This is a genomic window from Shewanella sp. 4t3-1-2LB (assembly GCF_017368415.1).
Taxonomy (GTDB): domain Bacteria; phylum Pseudomonadota; class Gammaproteobacteria; order Enterobacterales; family Shewanellaceae; genus Shewanella; species Shewanella fodinae.
The window spans coordinates 207,953-223,666 of record NZ_JAFNJD010000001.1 but is presented as its reverse complement, the minus strand read 5'-3'; the positions used below and the strand labels follow the sequence as shown (position 1 = coordinate 223,666).

Annotated in this window: 12 protein-coding genes and 1 tRNA gene; 5 read left to right on the top strand and 8 right to left on the bottom strand. The window is 48.6% G+C overall.

Going from position 1 to position 15,714, the window contains the following annotated elements:
* Window positions 1–34: 34 nt before the first annotated feature.
* On the top strand, window positions 35–937 hold the full coding sequence (locus tag J3L11_RS00965) for a LysR family transcriptional regulator (RefSeq protein WP_207569798.1): 903 nt from the start codon (window positions 35–37) through the stop codon (window positions 935–937).
* Here J3L11_RS00965 and J3L11_RS00960 read toward each other — a convergent pair.
* Both J3L11_RS00960 and J3L11_RS00955 read right to left on the bottom strand, forming a co-directional pair.
* Complete coding sequence (locus tag J3L11_RS00960; protein ID WP_242695011.1) at window positions 934–1,920, bottom strand: putative metalloprotease CJM1_0395 family protein; 987 nt, start codon at window positions 1,918–1,920, stop codon at window positions 934–936. The genes J3L11_RS00965 and J3L11_RS00960 overlap by 4 nt on opposite strands.
* Before the next feature lies 1 nt (window position 1,921).
* The gene (locus J3L11_RS00955) at window positions 1,922–2,197 is read right to left on the bottom strand and encodes a chemotaxis protein (protein WP_207569718.1); all 276 of its coding nucleotides are present in this window, start codon (window positions 2,195–2,197) and stop codon (window positions 1,922–1,924) included.
* A gap of 303 nt (window positions 2,198–2,500) precedes the next feature.
* Here J3L11_RS00955 and J3L11_RS00950 point away from each other — a divergent pair, with 303 nt between their 5' ends.
* Window positions 2,501–3,166 carry a hemolysin III family protein gene (locus J3L11_RS00950; RefSeq protein ID WP_207569717.1) on the top strand — a complete coding sequence of 222 codons (666 nt, stop codon included), beginning with the start codon at window positions 2,501–2,503 and terminating at the stop codon, window positions 3,164–3,166.
* A gap of 8 nt (window positions 3,167–3,174) precedes the next feature.
* Here the strand turns inward: J3L11_RS00950 and J3L11_RS00945 are convergent, their stop codons facing one another.
* Genes J3L11_RS00945 through J3L11_RS00935 form a run of 3 tightly spaced genes read right to left on the bottom strand, consistent with a single transcriptional unit; the run spans window position 3,175 to window position 8,643 of the window.
* Window positions 3,175–6,276: an error-prone DNA polymerase gene (locus tag J3L11_RS00945; protein ID WP_207569797.1), complete on the bottom strand. Its 3,102-nt coding sequence runs from the start codon at window positions 6,274–6,276 to the stop codon at window positions 3,175–3,177.
* Complete coding sequence (locus tag J3L11_RS00940; RefSeq protein WP_207569716.1) at window positions 6,276–7,922, bottom strand: DNA polymerase Y family protein; 1,647 nt, start codon at window positions 7,920–7,922, stop codon at window positions 6,276–6,278. The genes J3L11_RS00945 and J3L11_RS00940 overlap by 1 nt, the downstream gene beginning before the upstream one ends.
* On the bottom strand, window positions 7,915–8,643 hold the full coding sequence (locus J3L11_RS00935) for a hypothetical protein (protein WP_207569715.1): 729 nt from the start codon (window positions 8,641–8,643) through the stop codon (window positions 7,915–7,917). Before J3L11_RS00935 ends, J3L11_RS00940 begins: the two co-directional genes overlap by 8 nt.
* A gap of 160 nt (window positions 8,644–8,803) precedes the next feature.
* Here J3L11_RS00935 and J3L11_RS00930 point away from each other — a divergent pair, with 160 nt between their 5' ends.
* Both J3L11_RS00930 and J3L11_RS00925 read left to right on the top strand, forming a co-directional pair.
* Window positions 8,804–9,166 carry a methylated-DNA--[protein]-cysteine S-methyltransferase gene (locus tag J3L11_RS00930; RefSeq protein ID WP_189616511.1) on the top strand — a complete coding sequence of 121 codons (363 nt, stop codon included), beginning with the start codon at window positions 8,804–8,806 and terminating at the stop codon, window positions 9,164–9,166.
* A 17-nt stretch (window positions 9,167–9,183) separates the two neighbouring features.
* Window positions 9,184–9,918 (top strand): DUF3108 domain-containing protein, encoded by a 735-nt coding sequence (locus J3L11_RS00925; RefSeq protein WP_189616513.1) that lies wholly within the window; start codon window positions 9,184–9,186, stop codon window positions 9,916–9,918.
* On the opposite strand, the gene J3L11_RS00920 is transcribed toward J3L11_RS00925, so the two are convergent.
* Window positions 9,859–10,662 (bottom strand): class II glutamine amidotransferase, encoded by an 804-nt coding sequence (locus J3L11_RS00920; protein ID WP_189616515.1) that lies wholly within the window; start codon window positions 10,660–10,662, stop codon window positions 9,859–9,861. The genes J3L11_RS00925 and J3L11_RS00920 overlap by 60 nt on opposite strands.
* Window positions 10,663–10,898: 236 nt before the next feature.
* Here J3L11_RS00920 and fadE point away from each other — a divergent pair, with 236 nt between their 5' ends.
* Window positions 10,899–13,349 (top strand): acyl-CoA dehydrogenase FadE, encoded by a 2,451-nt coding sequence (fadE, locus tag J3L11_RS00915; protein ID WP_207569714.1) that lies wholly within the window; start codon window positions 10,899–10,901, stop codon window positions 13,347–13,349.
* Between the two features lie 59 nt (window positions 13,350–13,408).
* Here fadE and J3L11_RS00910 read toward each other — a convergent pair whose 3' ends face one another.
* Together J3L11_RS00910 and J3L11_RS00905 are read right to left on the bottom strand one after the other, a co-directional pair.
* The gene (locus tag J3L11_RS00910; protein WP_207569713.1) at window positions 13,409–15,283 is read right to left on the bottom strand and encodes a sodium:proton antiporter; all 1,875 of its coding nucleotides are present in this window, start codon (window positions 15,281–15,283) and stop codon (window positions 13,409–13,411) included.
* Between the two features lie 298 nt (window positions 15,284–15,581).
* A tRNA-Asp gene (locus J3L11_RS00905) sits at window positions 15,582–15,658 on the bottom strand.
* Between the last annotated feature and the right edge of the window lie 56 nt (window positions 15,659–15,714).

Genomic DNA, 15,714 nt, shown 5'->3' with positions numbered 1-15,714 from the left:
TGATGGAGCATCAAATCAGTTAATTTTTACGATGATGCATAGACCAAAATCCACGCTGGAACAATGGCGTATTCTGCAAGCGGTAGTTGACTTCGGCGGCTATGCGCAGGCCGCTGATAAACTCAACAAGAGCCAGTCATCGCTAAATCACGCCGTAGCCAAGCTGCAATCACAACTCGGTATTCAATTACTCGAAGTCCGGGGTAGAAAAGCTTATCTCACAGAACAGGGTGAAGTGCTATTGCGACGTTCTCGTCATGTAACACAAGCTGTCGGCGAGTTGGAGCAACTTGCCAACAACCTGGAGCAAGGCTGGGAGCCAACATTAATCGTTGCCAGGGAACTGGTATACCCCATGGATAAGTTGACGGACGCATTGGCGGCATTCCTACCCGAAAGTCGCGGTACTCGTATCACTGTTGTCGATACTGTGATCAACGGCACTAGTGAGTTGATTCAGAATAACCAAGTAGATATCGCAATATGTGGTATTCCTCCCAAAGGTTATATCGCTCAACCCCTATGCGAACTGGATTTTTATCTGGTATGTCATCCTTCACATCCGTTGGCACTGACCCCAGAACTGGAAGATGACCACATCTTGGCGCAGCATCTGCAGATAGTCATCAAGGATACCGGAGTTAACTCACAGCAGGAAACGGGTTGGCTAAAAGCGGAACAACGCTGGACCGTGAGTAATTTCCATGAGGCCAAAGTGATTCTCAGTAAAGGCATAGGGTTCTGCTGGGTACCGGCGCATATGGTCGAAAAAGAATTGGCGAATGGTGATTTGGTGCGATTAAAGATCAAAGGTTCGAGTTGCCGGAGAATTGTGCTGACACTCGTCGTCCCCCAAAGAGATAAGCAGGGTCCCGCGTCTAAACTGCTAGAAGCATTGATTTTAGCCCAACATGGGGAGTTGCCCCATAGCAACTAAGCAGCGGCAAAAGCCGAGTGATTACCCACATGAGGATCTTGTTGCTGCAATTGCTGCTCTTCTAACGTTGCATTAGGCAGGCTGATATTATCAAGATCATGGGCTGCAACGGGTGGCAGACTACGATCTTCACTCGAAGCATGTTGTTGAGCATTCACCTGTCCCATAATTCTGGCAATACTCAACGGATAAGCATTGGCGTTATCCTGGGCAGATTGTTCACTGTCGGCAACAGGCGTCTGCGAGGTATACTGTTTTGCCGCGTCGCTGACTAACTGAGGATCAGTGCCACTACGCTGTGCAGTGAGCTGTTCTCTGGCGCTGTTATACTTGCGCATCGCTTCTGCTGCCACCTGAATATCCGCAGAAGAAGGATCATTGGGTGCCATTGCCGCCGCATAAACCTGTTTCATTTTATTCATGGTTGCTTGAGGATCGCCAGGGATCACCGACACATCAATGTCCACTTCCCCATTTACGGCATATCGCTTGCCGTCCACACCATCTTCGTAATCAAACTGAGGTTGCCCGGCATAAACACCGCCAACGGTGGCATGCGCCCGCTCGTGAGTGCGAACCTCATCATCCCGCTGCTTAAGCTGTTCTAATTGCTGCAGTTGCTGCGGCGGTTGTGCCACAGTAGCACTATCGCCGTTGGCTTTGTCGGTACTGTCATTCTGACTCGCATCATCAATGGCAGCATCCTGTTCTGTGGTAGTTTCTGTTCCATTGTCCGTTAAGGCGGCGGCCCCTAATACGCCTAATGACAAACTGACTAATCCAGAACGGTTTCTTTGAGGCAATACGGCTGAGCTATCTGCAGACAGCACAGCCATATTAATATCAGTATTGCTATAACGAGGATTGCTTACTACGGAATGAATATTTGCAGACGCTTCCAAGCTGACTGGCACAGTAACAACCGCACTGTTACTGAGGCTAGTCACGGTTGGCGCTTTCAGAGAAAGAAGCGCCGGGAACATGTTAAACCTCGATATCAATAATGCTGCCGAGCGTGTCAGAGGCTCGTTGCAGCACATTTACAGAAGCTTCACCTTGACGCTCAGAAGCCATAGCGGAAACCAGCGCATTGGTGGTGTCTGGGCTGCTGACAGAGGCCACAGCGCTACTCGTGTCTGTCGAGGTCGAGGACGCTGGTGATACGGATGCTTGAGCCACATCAACAGTAGCTTGGGTCAGACCTGATTGAGCGGCTTGCAGTCCCTGAACTCCGGCAGCAAAAGCGGACTGTATTTGCATGGTCATTCCTCCAACAATAAAGATGTGTTGTAGTGTATGTCATACACTAACATTGTTTGATTATTGTTCAAATTGGCATCCATGTACAGTGTTAGTCCTACTCTGGCCGTGTAAAAATTGCCAAGTAGCTGCTACGGCCCTGCATGGTTGTGTGTATTCACTGATTGGTCGCAACAACAATAGGCGTTTATAGTCATAGCCGATAAAATCTTTAGCTAACACATGTTCACTTAAATATAGTAATTGATTATTGCTATTGTTACACTCAAGGCAACAAAATTGGCAGGTTGAGACACTATAATCATGGCAGTAAGGGCAGCTGAAGAATCTATTATTGGGGGTTACTCACTCAGTGAAGAGGTAGCAAACAGTATCAGTCATGGTCTAGGTGTCATATTGGGCGTTGTAGCACTGATGCTAATGTTGACTAAGGGATGGGATTCACTCAATACAGTTCAGTTAACAGGTGTAAGCATATATGGCGCTAGCTTCATCCTGTTGTTCCTCTGTTCCACGCTCTACCATAGTATTCCGCAGTTACATTGGAAACGGCGTCTGAAAGTATTAGATCATTGTGCTATCTATCTGCTGATTGCCGGTACATATACCCCGATGATGTTGATCTCAATGCAGGGTACTAACACTGAATGGGTGCTGATCGCCATCTGGTCGCTGGCGGCAGGCGGGGTGCTGTTTAAAAGTTTCTTCGTGCATAGATTCAAGGTGCTGAGTCTGACGTTATATCTGGTGATGGGCTGGCTTTGTATGTTAATCCTGCCTCAACTTATTGCACATCTCTCGCCTAAGGGGTTTTGGTTACTCGTTGCCGGAGGATTAAGCTATAGCGTTGGGGTCTTGTTCTACACAGTTAAAGCCATCCCCTTTAACCATGCCATCTGGCATCTGTTTGTCTTAGGGGGCGCAGTCTGCCATTTTCTGTGTATCTACCTTGGTGTGATCCCTGAATAACGAAAGCGTTAGTGAAAGTCCCGTGATGACACTAACAGTTGCTCCATTACCGATGATAAATCTTGTAACTTACCAGCAATCAAATGCAACACGCCGGCAGAAAACTCCACAATGCCACTGACTTTAAGTATACGGGCTGACAGGTAGGGTTGCCGCTGCGCCTTGGCGGTTCCACTCCAGACGATGACATTAATATGACCCGTTTCATCTTCTAACGTTATAAAAGTCACGCCACTCGCCGTTCCCGGTCGTTGCCGTCCAACGACTAACCCGGCTACATTAACCAACTGCCCATGACGACACTGCCATAATGCTTTTGCAGTATAGCATTGCGGCAAAGAACCCTGTTGCCGCAATAGTGCTATGGGATGGCGTCCCAGTGTCAAGCCAATATGCGCATAATCCGCTAATATTGCGTCTACTTCGGTCACTACGGGTAATGTCACCGCAACTTCGGTCGCTTCAACATTGCGGAGCAAGGGCAACTGCTGTTGTGCTGCGGCCAGTTGCCAGCGCGCCTGATGCCGATCACCACTGAGTTCAGCAAATGCATTGGCACTGGCTAAAGCTTCAAGATCGTCGCTGGCGATCGGTAAAGATACCAACTGCGACATCTGCTGAAATCCTGCACCTTTGGCATTTAACAACGTTAGTGCAGCCCTGAAACTTAGACCTTTAACCAATCGCAACCCCAGTCGCAAAGCCAAAGTGCCATCGGTAGTTGCTTCTAGTGTACAGTTCCAGTCACTGCGGTTAATGGCAACCGGTAATACACTGACGCCATGACGGCGCAGATCCTGTACCAATTGTGATGGGCTATAAAATCCCATTGGCTGACTATTGAGCAGCGCACAACAAAAAGCAGCCGGATAGTAGTGCTTCAAATAAGCAGACACATAGGCCAGTAACGCAAAACTGGCTGAATGCGATTCAGGGAAACCATATTCACCAAATCCCCGTATCTGGCTAAAAATCTGTTTGGCAAAACTTTCGCTATAACCGCGCGCCGCCATACCATCCAATAACTTTTGCTCAAACTGCTCCAGTTCACCAGTACGTTTCCAACTGGCCATTGCCCGGCGTAACTGATCAGCCTCACCACCACTGAAACCTGCCGCAACCATTGCTAGGTGGATCACTTGCTCCTGAAAAATTGGCACGCCGAGGGTACGTTCAAGTACACCCCGAACAGCTTCAGAAGGAAATGACACACTTTCCAGTCCATCACGGCGACGTAGAAAAGGATGCACCATATCCCCTTGAATGGGTCCAGGACGAACAATGGCAATCTGTATCACTAAATCGTAGTAACAAGCCGGTTTCAGTCGCGGTAACATGCTGGTTTGGGCGCGAGATTCCACCTGAAATACCCCCATACTGTCACCACGCTGCAACATTTGGTAAACCGCGGGATCTTCCCAACGAATTTGGGCCATAGAAAACGGTTTAACATGTTGACTGAGTAAGGCAAAACACTTACGAATGGCCGTCAGCATTCCCAGCGCTAACACATCCACCTTCAGCAAACCTAAGCTTTCAAGATCGTCTTTATCCCACTGGATCACGGTACGTTCTGCCATGGCGGCATTTTCTATGGGCACCAATTCTGCCAGCGGTCCGGCAGAGATAATAAAACCGCCCACATGCTGTGACAGATGTCGGGGGAACCCCATAAGACTTTGTACCAATGGCAATAACCAACATCCAAGTCCTTGCTGTGGTACTAATGACTGACGTTGCAATTGTTGCTGCCAGTCTTCCTGAGTGTCTCGACGATCCACGGCAGCCATCAATGTCTCAATGCGCTGTTCATCTAACGCCAAGGCTTTGCCCACATCGCGCATGGCGCTGCGAAAGCGATAACTGATAACACTGGCGGCTAATGCCGCGCGCTCTCGCCCATATTTTCGATAGATATACTGAATGACTTCCTCGCGCCGTTCATGTTCAAAATCTACATCAATGTCAGGTGGTTCATGTCGCTCTTTGGAAATAAATCGCTCAAACAGCATATTGATTTTAGTTGGATCAACTTCCGTAATCCCCAGGCAAAAACACACCACAGAATTGGCTGCTGAACCTCGTCCCTGATGCAGGATCTGTTGTGCTTTGGCAAAGTTGACCAAATCGTAAATGGTCAGAAAAAAATACTCATATTGCAGTTCACGGATAATTTGCAGTTCACGTGTATATTGCTGACGCACGGTTTCTGGCACGTTGCCGTGATAACGCCGTTGCGCTCCCAGCGCTACTTCCTGCGCTAGGTACTGTGCAGCCGTCATGCCTTTAGGCACGAGTTCCGCCGGATATTCATATTTGAGTTCATCCAGTGAGAAATGGCAGCGCTTGGCAATCTGCACACTATTATCGAGCCACGCTTGAGGAAAACGTTTTTGTATGGCGGATATCGGCTTCATCGCCATTTCGGCATTAGTGCTAAGTAAAGCTCCTGCATGGGGGATATCGGTGTTATGGCGAATACATGTAAGAACATCCAATAACTGCTGGCGCTGTGGGCAATGCATACGGATATTACCGGCGGCGACGCAGGTTAAGTCAGCCGTTTCCGCCAATTGTTGCTGTAGTTCAAGTTGCCAAGCTTCTCCAGCATCTAACAGCCGTTCCATTAATAAATAGGGAGCCGTTCCTAGTACCGTCACCCATTGCTGCAGCAATTGCTGTAGATATTGTAAACCCTGTGGCCGAAAATGACCGTCAACCGCTACCGTACCTTGCCACAAAGGTGGTCGCCATAAACAAATACAGCGTTGTTCCAAGGTAGAAAAATCAGCCAAATCTAACTGATAACTGCCCTTCTCTGCCCGACGGCGACCTAGGGTAATCAGCGCACTTAAGCGGGCGTACCCCAACCGATCTGGTGCTAAAACCACAAGTAGCCCCTGTGGTAATTGAAACTCTGCGCCAACAATCAAAGAGATTTGATGTTTCTTGGCGGCATCATGGGCTTTCACTATTCCCGCCAGAGAACATTCATCAGTAATGGCGAGCGCCTGATAACCCAAGCTGGCGGCAGTTGCCACCAGTTCTTCAGGATGAGACGCGCCGCGCAAAAAGCTGTAATTCGAAATGGCATGTAACTCTGCGTACATCAACTCATCCAGCCATGTAGTAACAGTTGGCCCTGACAGCGGAATACCCAGCAATAACCACCTTGCCGATGACGCGCTAGATAGTAATCTCGCATTGGGAAGTCACTCGCAAACCAAGGTGAGGTTATACGCTCCGGCCCTTTGACAATCTCAATGTCGGTGCTTAGCAGCGGTTGTGGTGTAGCCAGTAGCCATAATGGTCTGAGTGCAGCGGTAGGTGCAGGCAAAGTTGCAGTTTGCGGAGGCCATTGCTGGATGGGGCGACTGTGGCTCGCCAGTTCCGGTAATGGTGAAGCCTGATAGCACAGTTGCCGTACCTGTTGATTGCCCAGTCTGGCTTGCAACCGTGCCAGCAGTTCCGGTAGTGGTTGCTGTTCATGCGTGGCTTTACTCAAAGGCGGATGTTGCTGTTGTTGTGCAATAAAATGATCAGCTACAAGCACTAGCTCAGTGACTGGCTGAGGCAAGGTCAACCGTTCCAATTGCAGACGACATAACTGTAACAGTTCTGGCTGACGAAACTCGCCCAACGGGTAAACAATCGTCAACGTCATAGGCGAAAGACTGCTATCACGAAAATACAGACGCAACTGCAGTTGCTGAACCGCCAATTGCCGTGCCCGCAAGTAAGTAGCCAATTGACTGAACATGGGAGCCAATGGGAATAGCAATCCCTGAATATAACTAACATCGTGCGGTAATAACCGCTTGAGTTGGAACTGCGGCGGCAACTGATACGCCATCCGGGCATAAGTGAGACGCCCCTCCAGTTGCAACAGCGATGTCAGCAATGACGGGCCAAAGCGCTTACCCAACTCTGGCCGAGGTAAAGACTGTAGTTGCTGCCAATCCCGAATCCCCATTGCTAATAGTCGCTGTCGTGTTTTCTCCGCCAATGGCAATGATTGTAGCGGTAACTGTGGTGGCAGCTGTGTTATCACCGGCACAGCAGAGGCTGTTTCTTGCTGTTCATACGCTTGTTTTTTTGTCTGTGGTTTGTCTGATAAAAGGCCCTCAGGCGCTGCCAGTTGTCGATAACATGCTGATCTGGGTGTAGCTGTCGGCTTAACGCTATTTGCTGTCAATATTGATGTCATCCAACCTCTCGCCAACAATGCTGCATGTAAGGGATAACGCGCCAACGCCAATGAATAATGCAACCCGAACTGCCGACATCGCTGGCAATAGCTATCAAGAAAACGCCACTGGCTACCAAATAATCGCAACATGGAGCCCATCTCTAGCACTAAGGTTTCAGTTGGCCAATGAATCGCTGAGGGTGCCGTTGGCGTTATCGCTTCAGGCCATAATAGTGGGGGCCAGATCCGAGCGCTGAAATCATAATTCCACTGGCATAACCAGTGTTGCAATGCAGCAATATCCATTTGTGCCAAAGGTAGCAATCTCAGTTCCGGCAATAGTGCTTGTGCCGTTGCTTGGCTCATTCCCGGCTTAACACCCATAGTTGCTGCTTGGGGGCTGACGGAATGCAGTTGTTTAAACGCTGCATCATACAAAGCCAACGGCGGCAATCCCGCATATACGGAAGTAAAAGTTGCAGTTTCCGCTGAAATGGTTTGCAGTTGCCAAGCCTGATATTGCAGTAACAACTGAGGCAAATAGACCCCCAACCAACATTCAGCCATGATGCTGTTGCCGCATCGACTGTTTGCCTTCGGAATCATGCCAAGGGCCAATAACAACATTTGCGTCATAAGTGACCGTCATTACGGGCCGCCAGCCAGGTACTGCAATGCCGGATAACCGGATCTCGGGTACCGGCCAACCACCACGGCGTTTAAGGATCTGCAGACAGCACCGATTCTCTGTCAGTGGTGTCAATGCCAGTTTCAACGGTATCGGATGGTTGTTTCCCACTTGTGACATAGGCAAAAAACAGAATCCCAAGGCATTACCCGACTCTGCGGCTAACTGTAACTGACGTGCTTCTTTAAGCGATAAGGTATCAAACCAACCCAATACTAATGGACAGCTACCACTTTTCAGTAGCTGCTCCATTGCCCATAAAGCGTCACGACGCGCAGTCACATCCAGCCATAACACATATTCTGGGCTGAGCTGCATCCAAGCCAGCATCTGGGCATTAGGGATAAACTTTGGCGCTACCAGTGCAATAGGTTTAAGTGTGGCGGCAGACAGATACTGCTGGAATAATGGCAGTAGCAACCCTAACTCGCCACAGCCTGGTGCAGGAGTGAATAATTCACAAATACCGTGGGCTGGCCAATAAGGCATATGGTCTGTCAATTCGTACAAACCAGTCTTGTAGCCCGCAACAGCTTGTAACTCAGGTTGACCGCGCCAAAGATCTTGCCGTTGCAACAAGGATTCAAGTGCATTGTTCATCAATACCACCGAAATACTGTATTTTTATACAGTATAAATCAATCATTGATAGCTGCAAGTTCTCAGTCATCCAACAATAACGAGTGGGTAAAATGTTGCTTTTGTAATGACAAGGGTTTTTCTACAATTCACTTAACGATAACAGGAGCCCAATAGTGTTATGTCATCATCCACAGCTACCACCAAACCCTCGCCGCAACAACGTATCTGGCAGGTAGTGGCAATGATTCCAGAAGGGAAAGTCGCAAGTTATGGTAAAGTTGCGGATTATGCCGGATTACCCGGACGGGCACGTTATGTTTCTCGGGCACTAAAACTGGCGCCAGACAGCCTCCAGCTACCCTGGCATCGCGTAATCAACGCACAGGGAAAAATCGCTTTTGCCAAAGATACTGAGCCATTTCGTGAACAGCGCTATCTGTTACGTAATGAAGGAATACCGGTGAACCATGGACGCGTTGCCTTGTCTGAATTTGAGTGGCGACCAGATCTGGCAACACTAGTGCTATGCCTACCGTTTTAATATAGAGGAGAGACTATTTGAAAACCTGTCGTTTGCTATTGCTGCTATGGTTACTACCACTGACAGTATTGGCTGCGCCTAGCCCGTTAGCCCCACAAGTGGTGGAATATCAGGTGAAATATGGCAGCTTCAGCCTCGGCGGCGCCCGTTTCATATTAAGCCCCCCCAAAGGCAACACCTATCACTATGAAATGGATAGTGATTTAGGTTTATTGTTGCTCTCTGATAAGCGCAAAATCAGCAGTGTTTTCACCGACGACAATGGTCAGTTACTGCCATTACGTTTTATCCATGAACGCACAGGTACCGGCAAAAACTTCAGTGAGCAGATTGCGTTTGCCAAAGACTTGGGAAAAGTCTTCAGCGTCTATAAAGGAGAAAAAAGCAAACTCGACTACGCTGGCACTTTGTATGACGCCATGATGCTACAGTTGCAATTTCGCCTTGATCTGACCAAAGGCAAGCAGCAATTTAGCTATAAGATGGTGAAAGATAACGAAATAGAAAATTATCATTTTCGAAATCTGGGAACGGAAACCGTGACCTTACCAAGTGGTAGTTATCAGACAGTACATCTGCAGCTCATACGCAAAAGTCAAAAACGCCATACCGATGTATGGATGGCGCCAGATTTAGGTTATCTACCAGTGAAATTTATCCACGAAGAGAAAGGCAGCGCCATAGAGCTAACATTAAAGCGGGTGCAGTTCACGGGTGCTACCGGCACAGATCAACTCGCCCAGACAGAATAGTTTCCATTCTCCAGGCTGCAGCCGCTGCCAGTGCTCATTATCTGTCAGCGGCCGGGTGGCTACCACAGTGACAATATCATTAGGTGTGGTTTCTTGATGGAAGTCGATTACCACATCGGTATCAATGAGCTTGGCCTTGCCAAAAGGAGCTTTTCGGGTGATATAACACAGATTGTTGCTACAGAAACTCATTAAATAACGTCCATCACTCAGGATCATATTGAAGATCCCAAGCTCGCGTATCTGCGCTGCCAGCAGCGCAATATACTGAAACACGGAGCGCATATCCGCTGGTTCCCGCTCACCAAATTTTGCCACTAATGATTCCAACAACCAGCAAAAAGCCAGTTCACTATCGGTTTCACCCACACTCTGATAGCGATGAGTCACAAACTTTTGCTGATAGCCTGTTAACTGTCCGTTATGGGCGTAAGTCCAATAACGTCCCCATAGTTCACGGGTGAACGGGTGGGTGTTTTCCAGCGACACTTTACCGCGATTCGCCTGCCGGATATGGCTGATTACCACTTCACTTTTGATGGGATAAGACTTGATCAATCTTGCCACTTGAGAACGGCTGCTAGGTGCCGCATCTTTAAAGGTACGACTGCCCTTCCCTTCATAAAAGGTAATTCCCCAACCATCTACATGCGGCCCGGTAACACCACCTCTTTCTGCCAGTCCAGTAAAACTGAATATGATATCGGTCGGGATGTTAGCACTCATTGCCAGTAGTTCACACATCAGCAAAGTCTCAGAAAAATCAGCAATCTCAGGGCATTGTATCCATCTGCTATCAGAAGTGAAATTGCCCCCGTTAAAATTATTCAAACGTTTGTTTGAAAAGTGCTTGAGTTAGATCGCAATCACGTTTACTTTTAATGCGACACAGGTCTGACCACAAGCTAAAATTGTGATAGTGATCGGTAAAATATATCGGCATACAGCTCTTACAAAGAGCAAGAAAAAGGAGAATCACAGTGACTACCCTGCTTTGGATCATCGCATTATTGTTGATTTTGGGAGCAGCCGCCTACCTGAGGGTTTCGTTGATGACCGCGACACTGGCTGCAGCAGCCACGCTACTCATTGGCAACCTTACCGGGATTATGGGCGCATGGGCCTGGGTGGTATTTTTAGTTATCGCTTTGCCGCTGAATATCAGCCCCTTCAGGCAAAGTGTTATCACCCGGCCACTGCTAAAACTCTATCGCGGCATCATGCCGGAAATGTCCAGTACCGAAAAAGATGCTATTGAAGCTGGCACCACTTGGTGGGAGGCGGATCTGTTTGCTGGCAGCCCTAACTGGAAAAAACTGCACAACTATCCCAAAGCACGCCTGAGTGCTGAAGAACAAGCCTTTCTTGATGGACCGGTAGAAGAAGTTTGTGCCATGGTCAGTCAACATCATGTATCTCATGAGCTGGCGGACCTGCCACCTGAAGTCTGGAGCTATCTCAAGAATAAAGGTTTCTTCGCCATGATCATTAAGAAGAAATTTGGGGGTCTTGAATTCTCCGCCTATGCCCAGTCACGAGTGCTACAGAAATTAGCTGGCGTTAGCAGCGAATTGGCATCAACCGTTGGTGTTCCTAATTCCCTCGGTCCCGGCGAATTATTGCAGCACTATGGTACCGAAGCACAACAAAATCATTACCTACCGCGACTGGCATCTGGTGATGAGATCCCGTGTTTTGCGTTGACCAGCCCGGAAGCAGGTTCTGATGCAGGATCAATCCCTGATTATGGGGTGGTCTGTAAAGGCATGTGGCAAGGGGAAGAAGTGCTGGGGATGAAACTAACCTGGAACAAACGCTATATCACTTTGGCTCCCATAGCTACAGTATTGGGATTGGCGTTTAAACTGCGCGATCCTGACCATCTGTTAGGACAACAAGAAGATATCGGTATTACTTGTGCCTTAATCCCAACCGATGTGGAAGGTGTCGAAACTGGCCGCCGCCATTTCCCGCTGAACTGCATGTTCCAGAACGGGCCAACCAAAGGTAAAGACATATTTGTCCCCTTAAGTTTCATCATCGGTGGCCCAGACATGGCCGGTCAGGGCTGGCGGATGTTGGTAGAATGTCTGTCGGTCGGGCGTGGTATTACACTGCCCTCAAACTCCGCTGGCGGCGTAAAAATGCTGGCGCTGGCAACCGGTGCTTATGCCCGGATCCGTCGCCAATTCAAGCTGCCCATCGGCAAACTCGAAGGAATTGAAGAACCGATGGCCCGTATCGGTGGTAATGCTTATCTGATGGATGCCGTGACAGCATTAACCACCACAGGGATTGATCTGGGTGAGAAACCCTCAGTAATCTCCGCCATCGTCAAATATCACCTCACTGATCGCATGCAGAAATGTCTTATCGACAGCATGGATATTCACGGCGGTAAAGGTATTTGTCTTGGTCCTAACAACTATCTGGGTCGAGCTTATCAGGCCGCACCCATTGCCGTTACCGTAGAAGGGGCCAATATTCTGACCCGTTCGATGATCATCTACGGCCAAGGCGCTATTCGCTGCCATCCCTATATTCTGGCAGAAATGGAAGCTGCTTTTGACGAAAATCGCGGTCGTGGTTTACGTCAGTTTGATGCTGCCCTGTTTGGTCATATTGGGTTCAGCTTGAGCAATTTTATTCGCAGCTTATGGTTAGGGCTTACCGGCGCACGTTTGTCTAACGCACCCTTCAGTGATCAGACCAAACGTTACTATCAGCAGATGAATCGCTTCAGCGCTAACCTGGCATTGCTGTCAGATCTGGCAATGGCCACGCTGGGTGGTGGTCTGAAACGTAAAGAGCGTATCTCCGCTAGATTAGGCGATATGTTAAGCCAACTGTATCTAGCATCAGCCACACTGAAACGTTACCAGGATGATGGTCGTCTCAGTGAAGATCTGCCATTAGTGCAGTGGGCGGTTGAAGATGCACTATACAAATTACAGAGCTCTCTGGATGATTTGTTAGACAACTTTCCGTCCGGCCTCGGTGGCGTACTGCGCTTAGTCTTGTTCCCTTTCGGTCGGCCGCTGAAACGTCCCAACGATAAGCTGGATCATCGGGTTGCCAGAATTATGCAGACCCCTTGTGCCAGCCGTGAACGTCTTGGCAAAGGCCAGTTTCTACGGGCCTGCAGCAATAACCCCATGGGTGTACAGGAACAGACACTACGGGATATTCTCAGTGCTGAGCCACTGTATGACAAAGTCTGCCAAGCGGCGGGCAAACGTCTTCCGTTCATGTATCTCGACAAAATTGCTGCCGAAGGAAAAGCTTTGGGAGTCTTGTCAGACGATGAAGTGAAACTGCTGGAAAAGGCTGAAATTGGCCGTCTCAAGTCCATCAATGTCGATGATTTTGATGCACAGGAACTGAAAGCACAGCGTCTTGACCAAGCTCAAAATAGTGAACAAGCCGCCTGAGATTGTTGATGTTAGTAAAAAAGAGACCTTTTAAGGTCTCTTTTTTGTCACTAGCTGGGCTAACCAACCTGTCCAGCAGCCTTCGTCTGAATTTCAGCACTTTTCTTACGTAGGTTTTCCTCGGCAGCCTTTTGTTGATGTAATTCCATTGCCTCTTTCGGGATCAAACTGATCAGCTCAATGCCCGTCGGTAAATCTTTAGTATCTGCCGTTACCACAAACACTTTACCGCCTTTCATATAAGCCAGAGGTATGACTGTTTCACCATAGCGCTCACGGAAGTTATGAAAGGTAAAGGCATCGGTAATGTTAGTACTTTTAATCACTCCATCCCGCGACATCAGGCTATGCAGGCGCGCATAAGAGACATTGTCACTGAACAAGCACATGCGGCGCAGATAAGACTCCGATAACTGGTGCCTAGCACTGCCACCATTGCTGTCATTAGTACTGACACCAAACACTTTTTCTGCGCCAAAAATATCTTGAAAATGAAAAAATACCACGGGATTAAGTTGCTGGTAAGGCGACAGGATCAACACTCGGCCAATGCCACTGAGATCCAAATACGTTTCAGCATGCTCAGATACCGGGTTGCCGAAATAGACCTGAATATTGTCCATTCTCGCTTGGCGCACGTTATCCCAGTTACTGTCGGCAATAATCACTTTAATGCCCTTGCCTACCAAAATCTTGGCAAATTCCCGGGCAAACTTTGAGCCGCCAAAGATCAGCAAGCCTTCGGCGCTATCGGATTTAACCCCCAACCAATTGGCCCAACGTCTGGCTGTCAAAGACTGAAACACAACAGTGCCAATAATGATCATAAATACCAGTGGCACCAGCGCATCAGCGCCTTCAAAACCACGGCTCTCCAGTTTAATTGCAAACAGAGAAGATACTGCTGCCGCCACAATGCCCCGTGGTGCCACCCAGCTCAGGAACCATTTATCACGGGCACCAAGCGATGTCCCAACACCGGAAATCCACACGCTGAGTGGCCGAGCCAAAAACAGTACCACCAGTAACACGCCAATACCGCCCCACCCCAGATCAACCATAGCGTGGGAGTCCAATCTGGCCGCCAGTAAAATAAACAGTGCCGAGATCAGCAACACCGTCAGCGTTTCTTTAAATTCAAGAATATCGGCAATATTGACACCGCGCATATTGGCTAACCAAATGCCCATCACGGTAACCGTCAGTAACCCCGACTCTTCCTGTAGTAAATTCGACCCGACAAAAATACCCAACATAATCGTCAGTACGGCAGTATTGGTCAGATAGTGAGGTAACAGATTGCGTCTGAGGATAATGCCCACCGCATAGCCAGCAAGAGCCCCTAGACCAAACCCTATCCCCAACATCGAGCCTAAGGCGGTCAGTACATGTGATGTCTGGTCACTGCTAACGGTAATGTACTCGAACACCAATACCGCCAGCATAGCGCCTATTGGATCGATCACAATGCCTTCCCAACGCAGAATATTGGCTAACTGTGCTTTCGGCCGTACGGTGCGTAGCATGGGCACAATCACCGTTGGCCCAGTCACCACCACCAAAGCACCAAACAGTAACGCTAGCGGCCAGTCAAACCCCAACATGAAATGTGCTGCTGGCGCAATACAGCCCCAAGTGATGAAGGTGCCAACAGATACCAAATGTGTCACCATTCGGCCATGATCTTTAATCTCCTTGAAATTCAGCGTCAGCGCCCCTTCAAACAGGATAACCGCCACCCCAAGCGAGATGATGGGAAACAACAAATCACCGAAGATAGCATCAGGTTGCAACAATCCTAAGCCCGGCCCCAGCAGCAGTCCACACAACAACAACGGCAGAATCGCAGGCAAACGAAACAACCAACCCAACCACTGGCAGATCAATGAAAGCACGCCAATAAAGGCCAGCATGGCGGTAATTTTTTCTACCATAAAGTTTAACCCCTGGTTGTTTCCGTGGCATCAGGTAGACACCGACTACAGTTAACATACGTGAACATCAAAAAGAATGTAACGAAACCTGGCCCTACCCAAGGTTGGTCTGAGGTATAAGATATTAAACTCGATATTTATGAACGATAAATAACAAAAAACCTGCCCAATGGACAGGTTTAAATGTTGGCGGGCTGAACTCGAACCCGCCTAGAGTGGCAGGCCGACATTCTAACCAACTGAGCTACCACCCCAGTTAAATCACCCTATGAGGTGTTATTAATTGTTTACGATCGACTGGCGGGATGGACGGGACTCGAACCCGCGACCCCCGGCGTGACAGGCCGGTATTCTAACCAACTGAACTACCACCCCAACTAATCGTTGCGAATAATAAGGTAGCACATTGAAAATCGTCAACAATTTTTTAC

Excerpts from the sequence above, each read along its gene's own strand:
- J3L11_RS00965 (WP_207569798.1), top strand. The coding sequence starts at position 35 with ATGCATAGACCAAAATCCACGCTGGAACAATGGCGTATTCTGCAAGCG.
- J3L11_RS00960 (WP_242695011.1), bottom strand. The coding sequence starts at position 1,920 with ATGTTCCCGGCGCTTCTTTCTCTGAAAGCGCCAACCGTGACTAGCCTC.
- J3L11_RS00955 (WP_207569718.1), bottom strand. The coding sequence starts at position 2,197 with ATGCAAATACAGTCCGCTTTTGCTGCCGGAGTTCAGGGACTGCAAGCC.
- J3L11_RS00950 (WP_207569717.1), top strand. The coding sequence starts at position 2,501 with ATGGCAGTAAGGGCAGCTGAAGAATCTATTATTGGGGGTTACTCACTC.
- J3L11_RS00945 (WP_207569797.1), bottom strand. The coding sequence starts at position 6,276 with ATGTACGCAGAGTTACATGCCATTTCGAATTACAGCTTTTTGCGCGGC.
- J3L11_RS00940 (WP_207569716.1), bottom strand. The coding sequence starts at position 7,922 with ATGGCTGAATGTTGGTTGGGGGTCTATTTGCCTCAGTTGTTACTGCAA.
- J3L11_RS00935 (WP_207569715.1), bottom strand. The coding sequence starts at position 8,643 with ATGAACAATGCACTTGAATCCTTGTTGCAACGGCAAGATCTTTGGCGC.
- J3L11_RS00930 (WP_189616511.1), top strand. The coding sequence starts at position 8,804 with ATGTCATCATCCACAGCTACCACCAAACCCTCGCCGCAACAACGTATC.
- J3L11_RS00920 (WP_189616515.1), bottom strand. The coding sequence starts at position 10,662 with ATGTGTGAACTACTGGCAATGAGTGCTAACATCCCGACCGATATCATA.
- J3L11_RS00910 (WP_207569713.1), bottom strand. The coding sequence starts at position 15,283 with ATGGTAGAAAAAATTACCGCCATGCTGGCCTTTATTGGCGTGCTTTCA.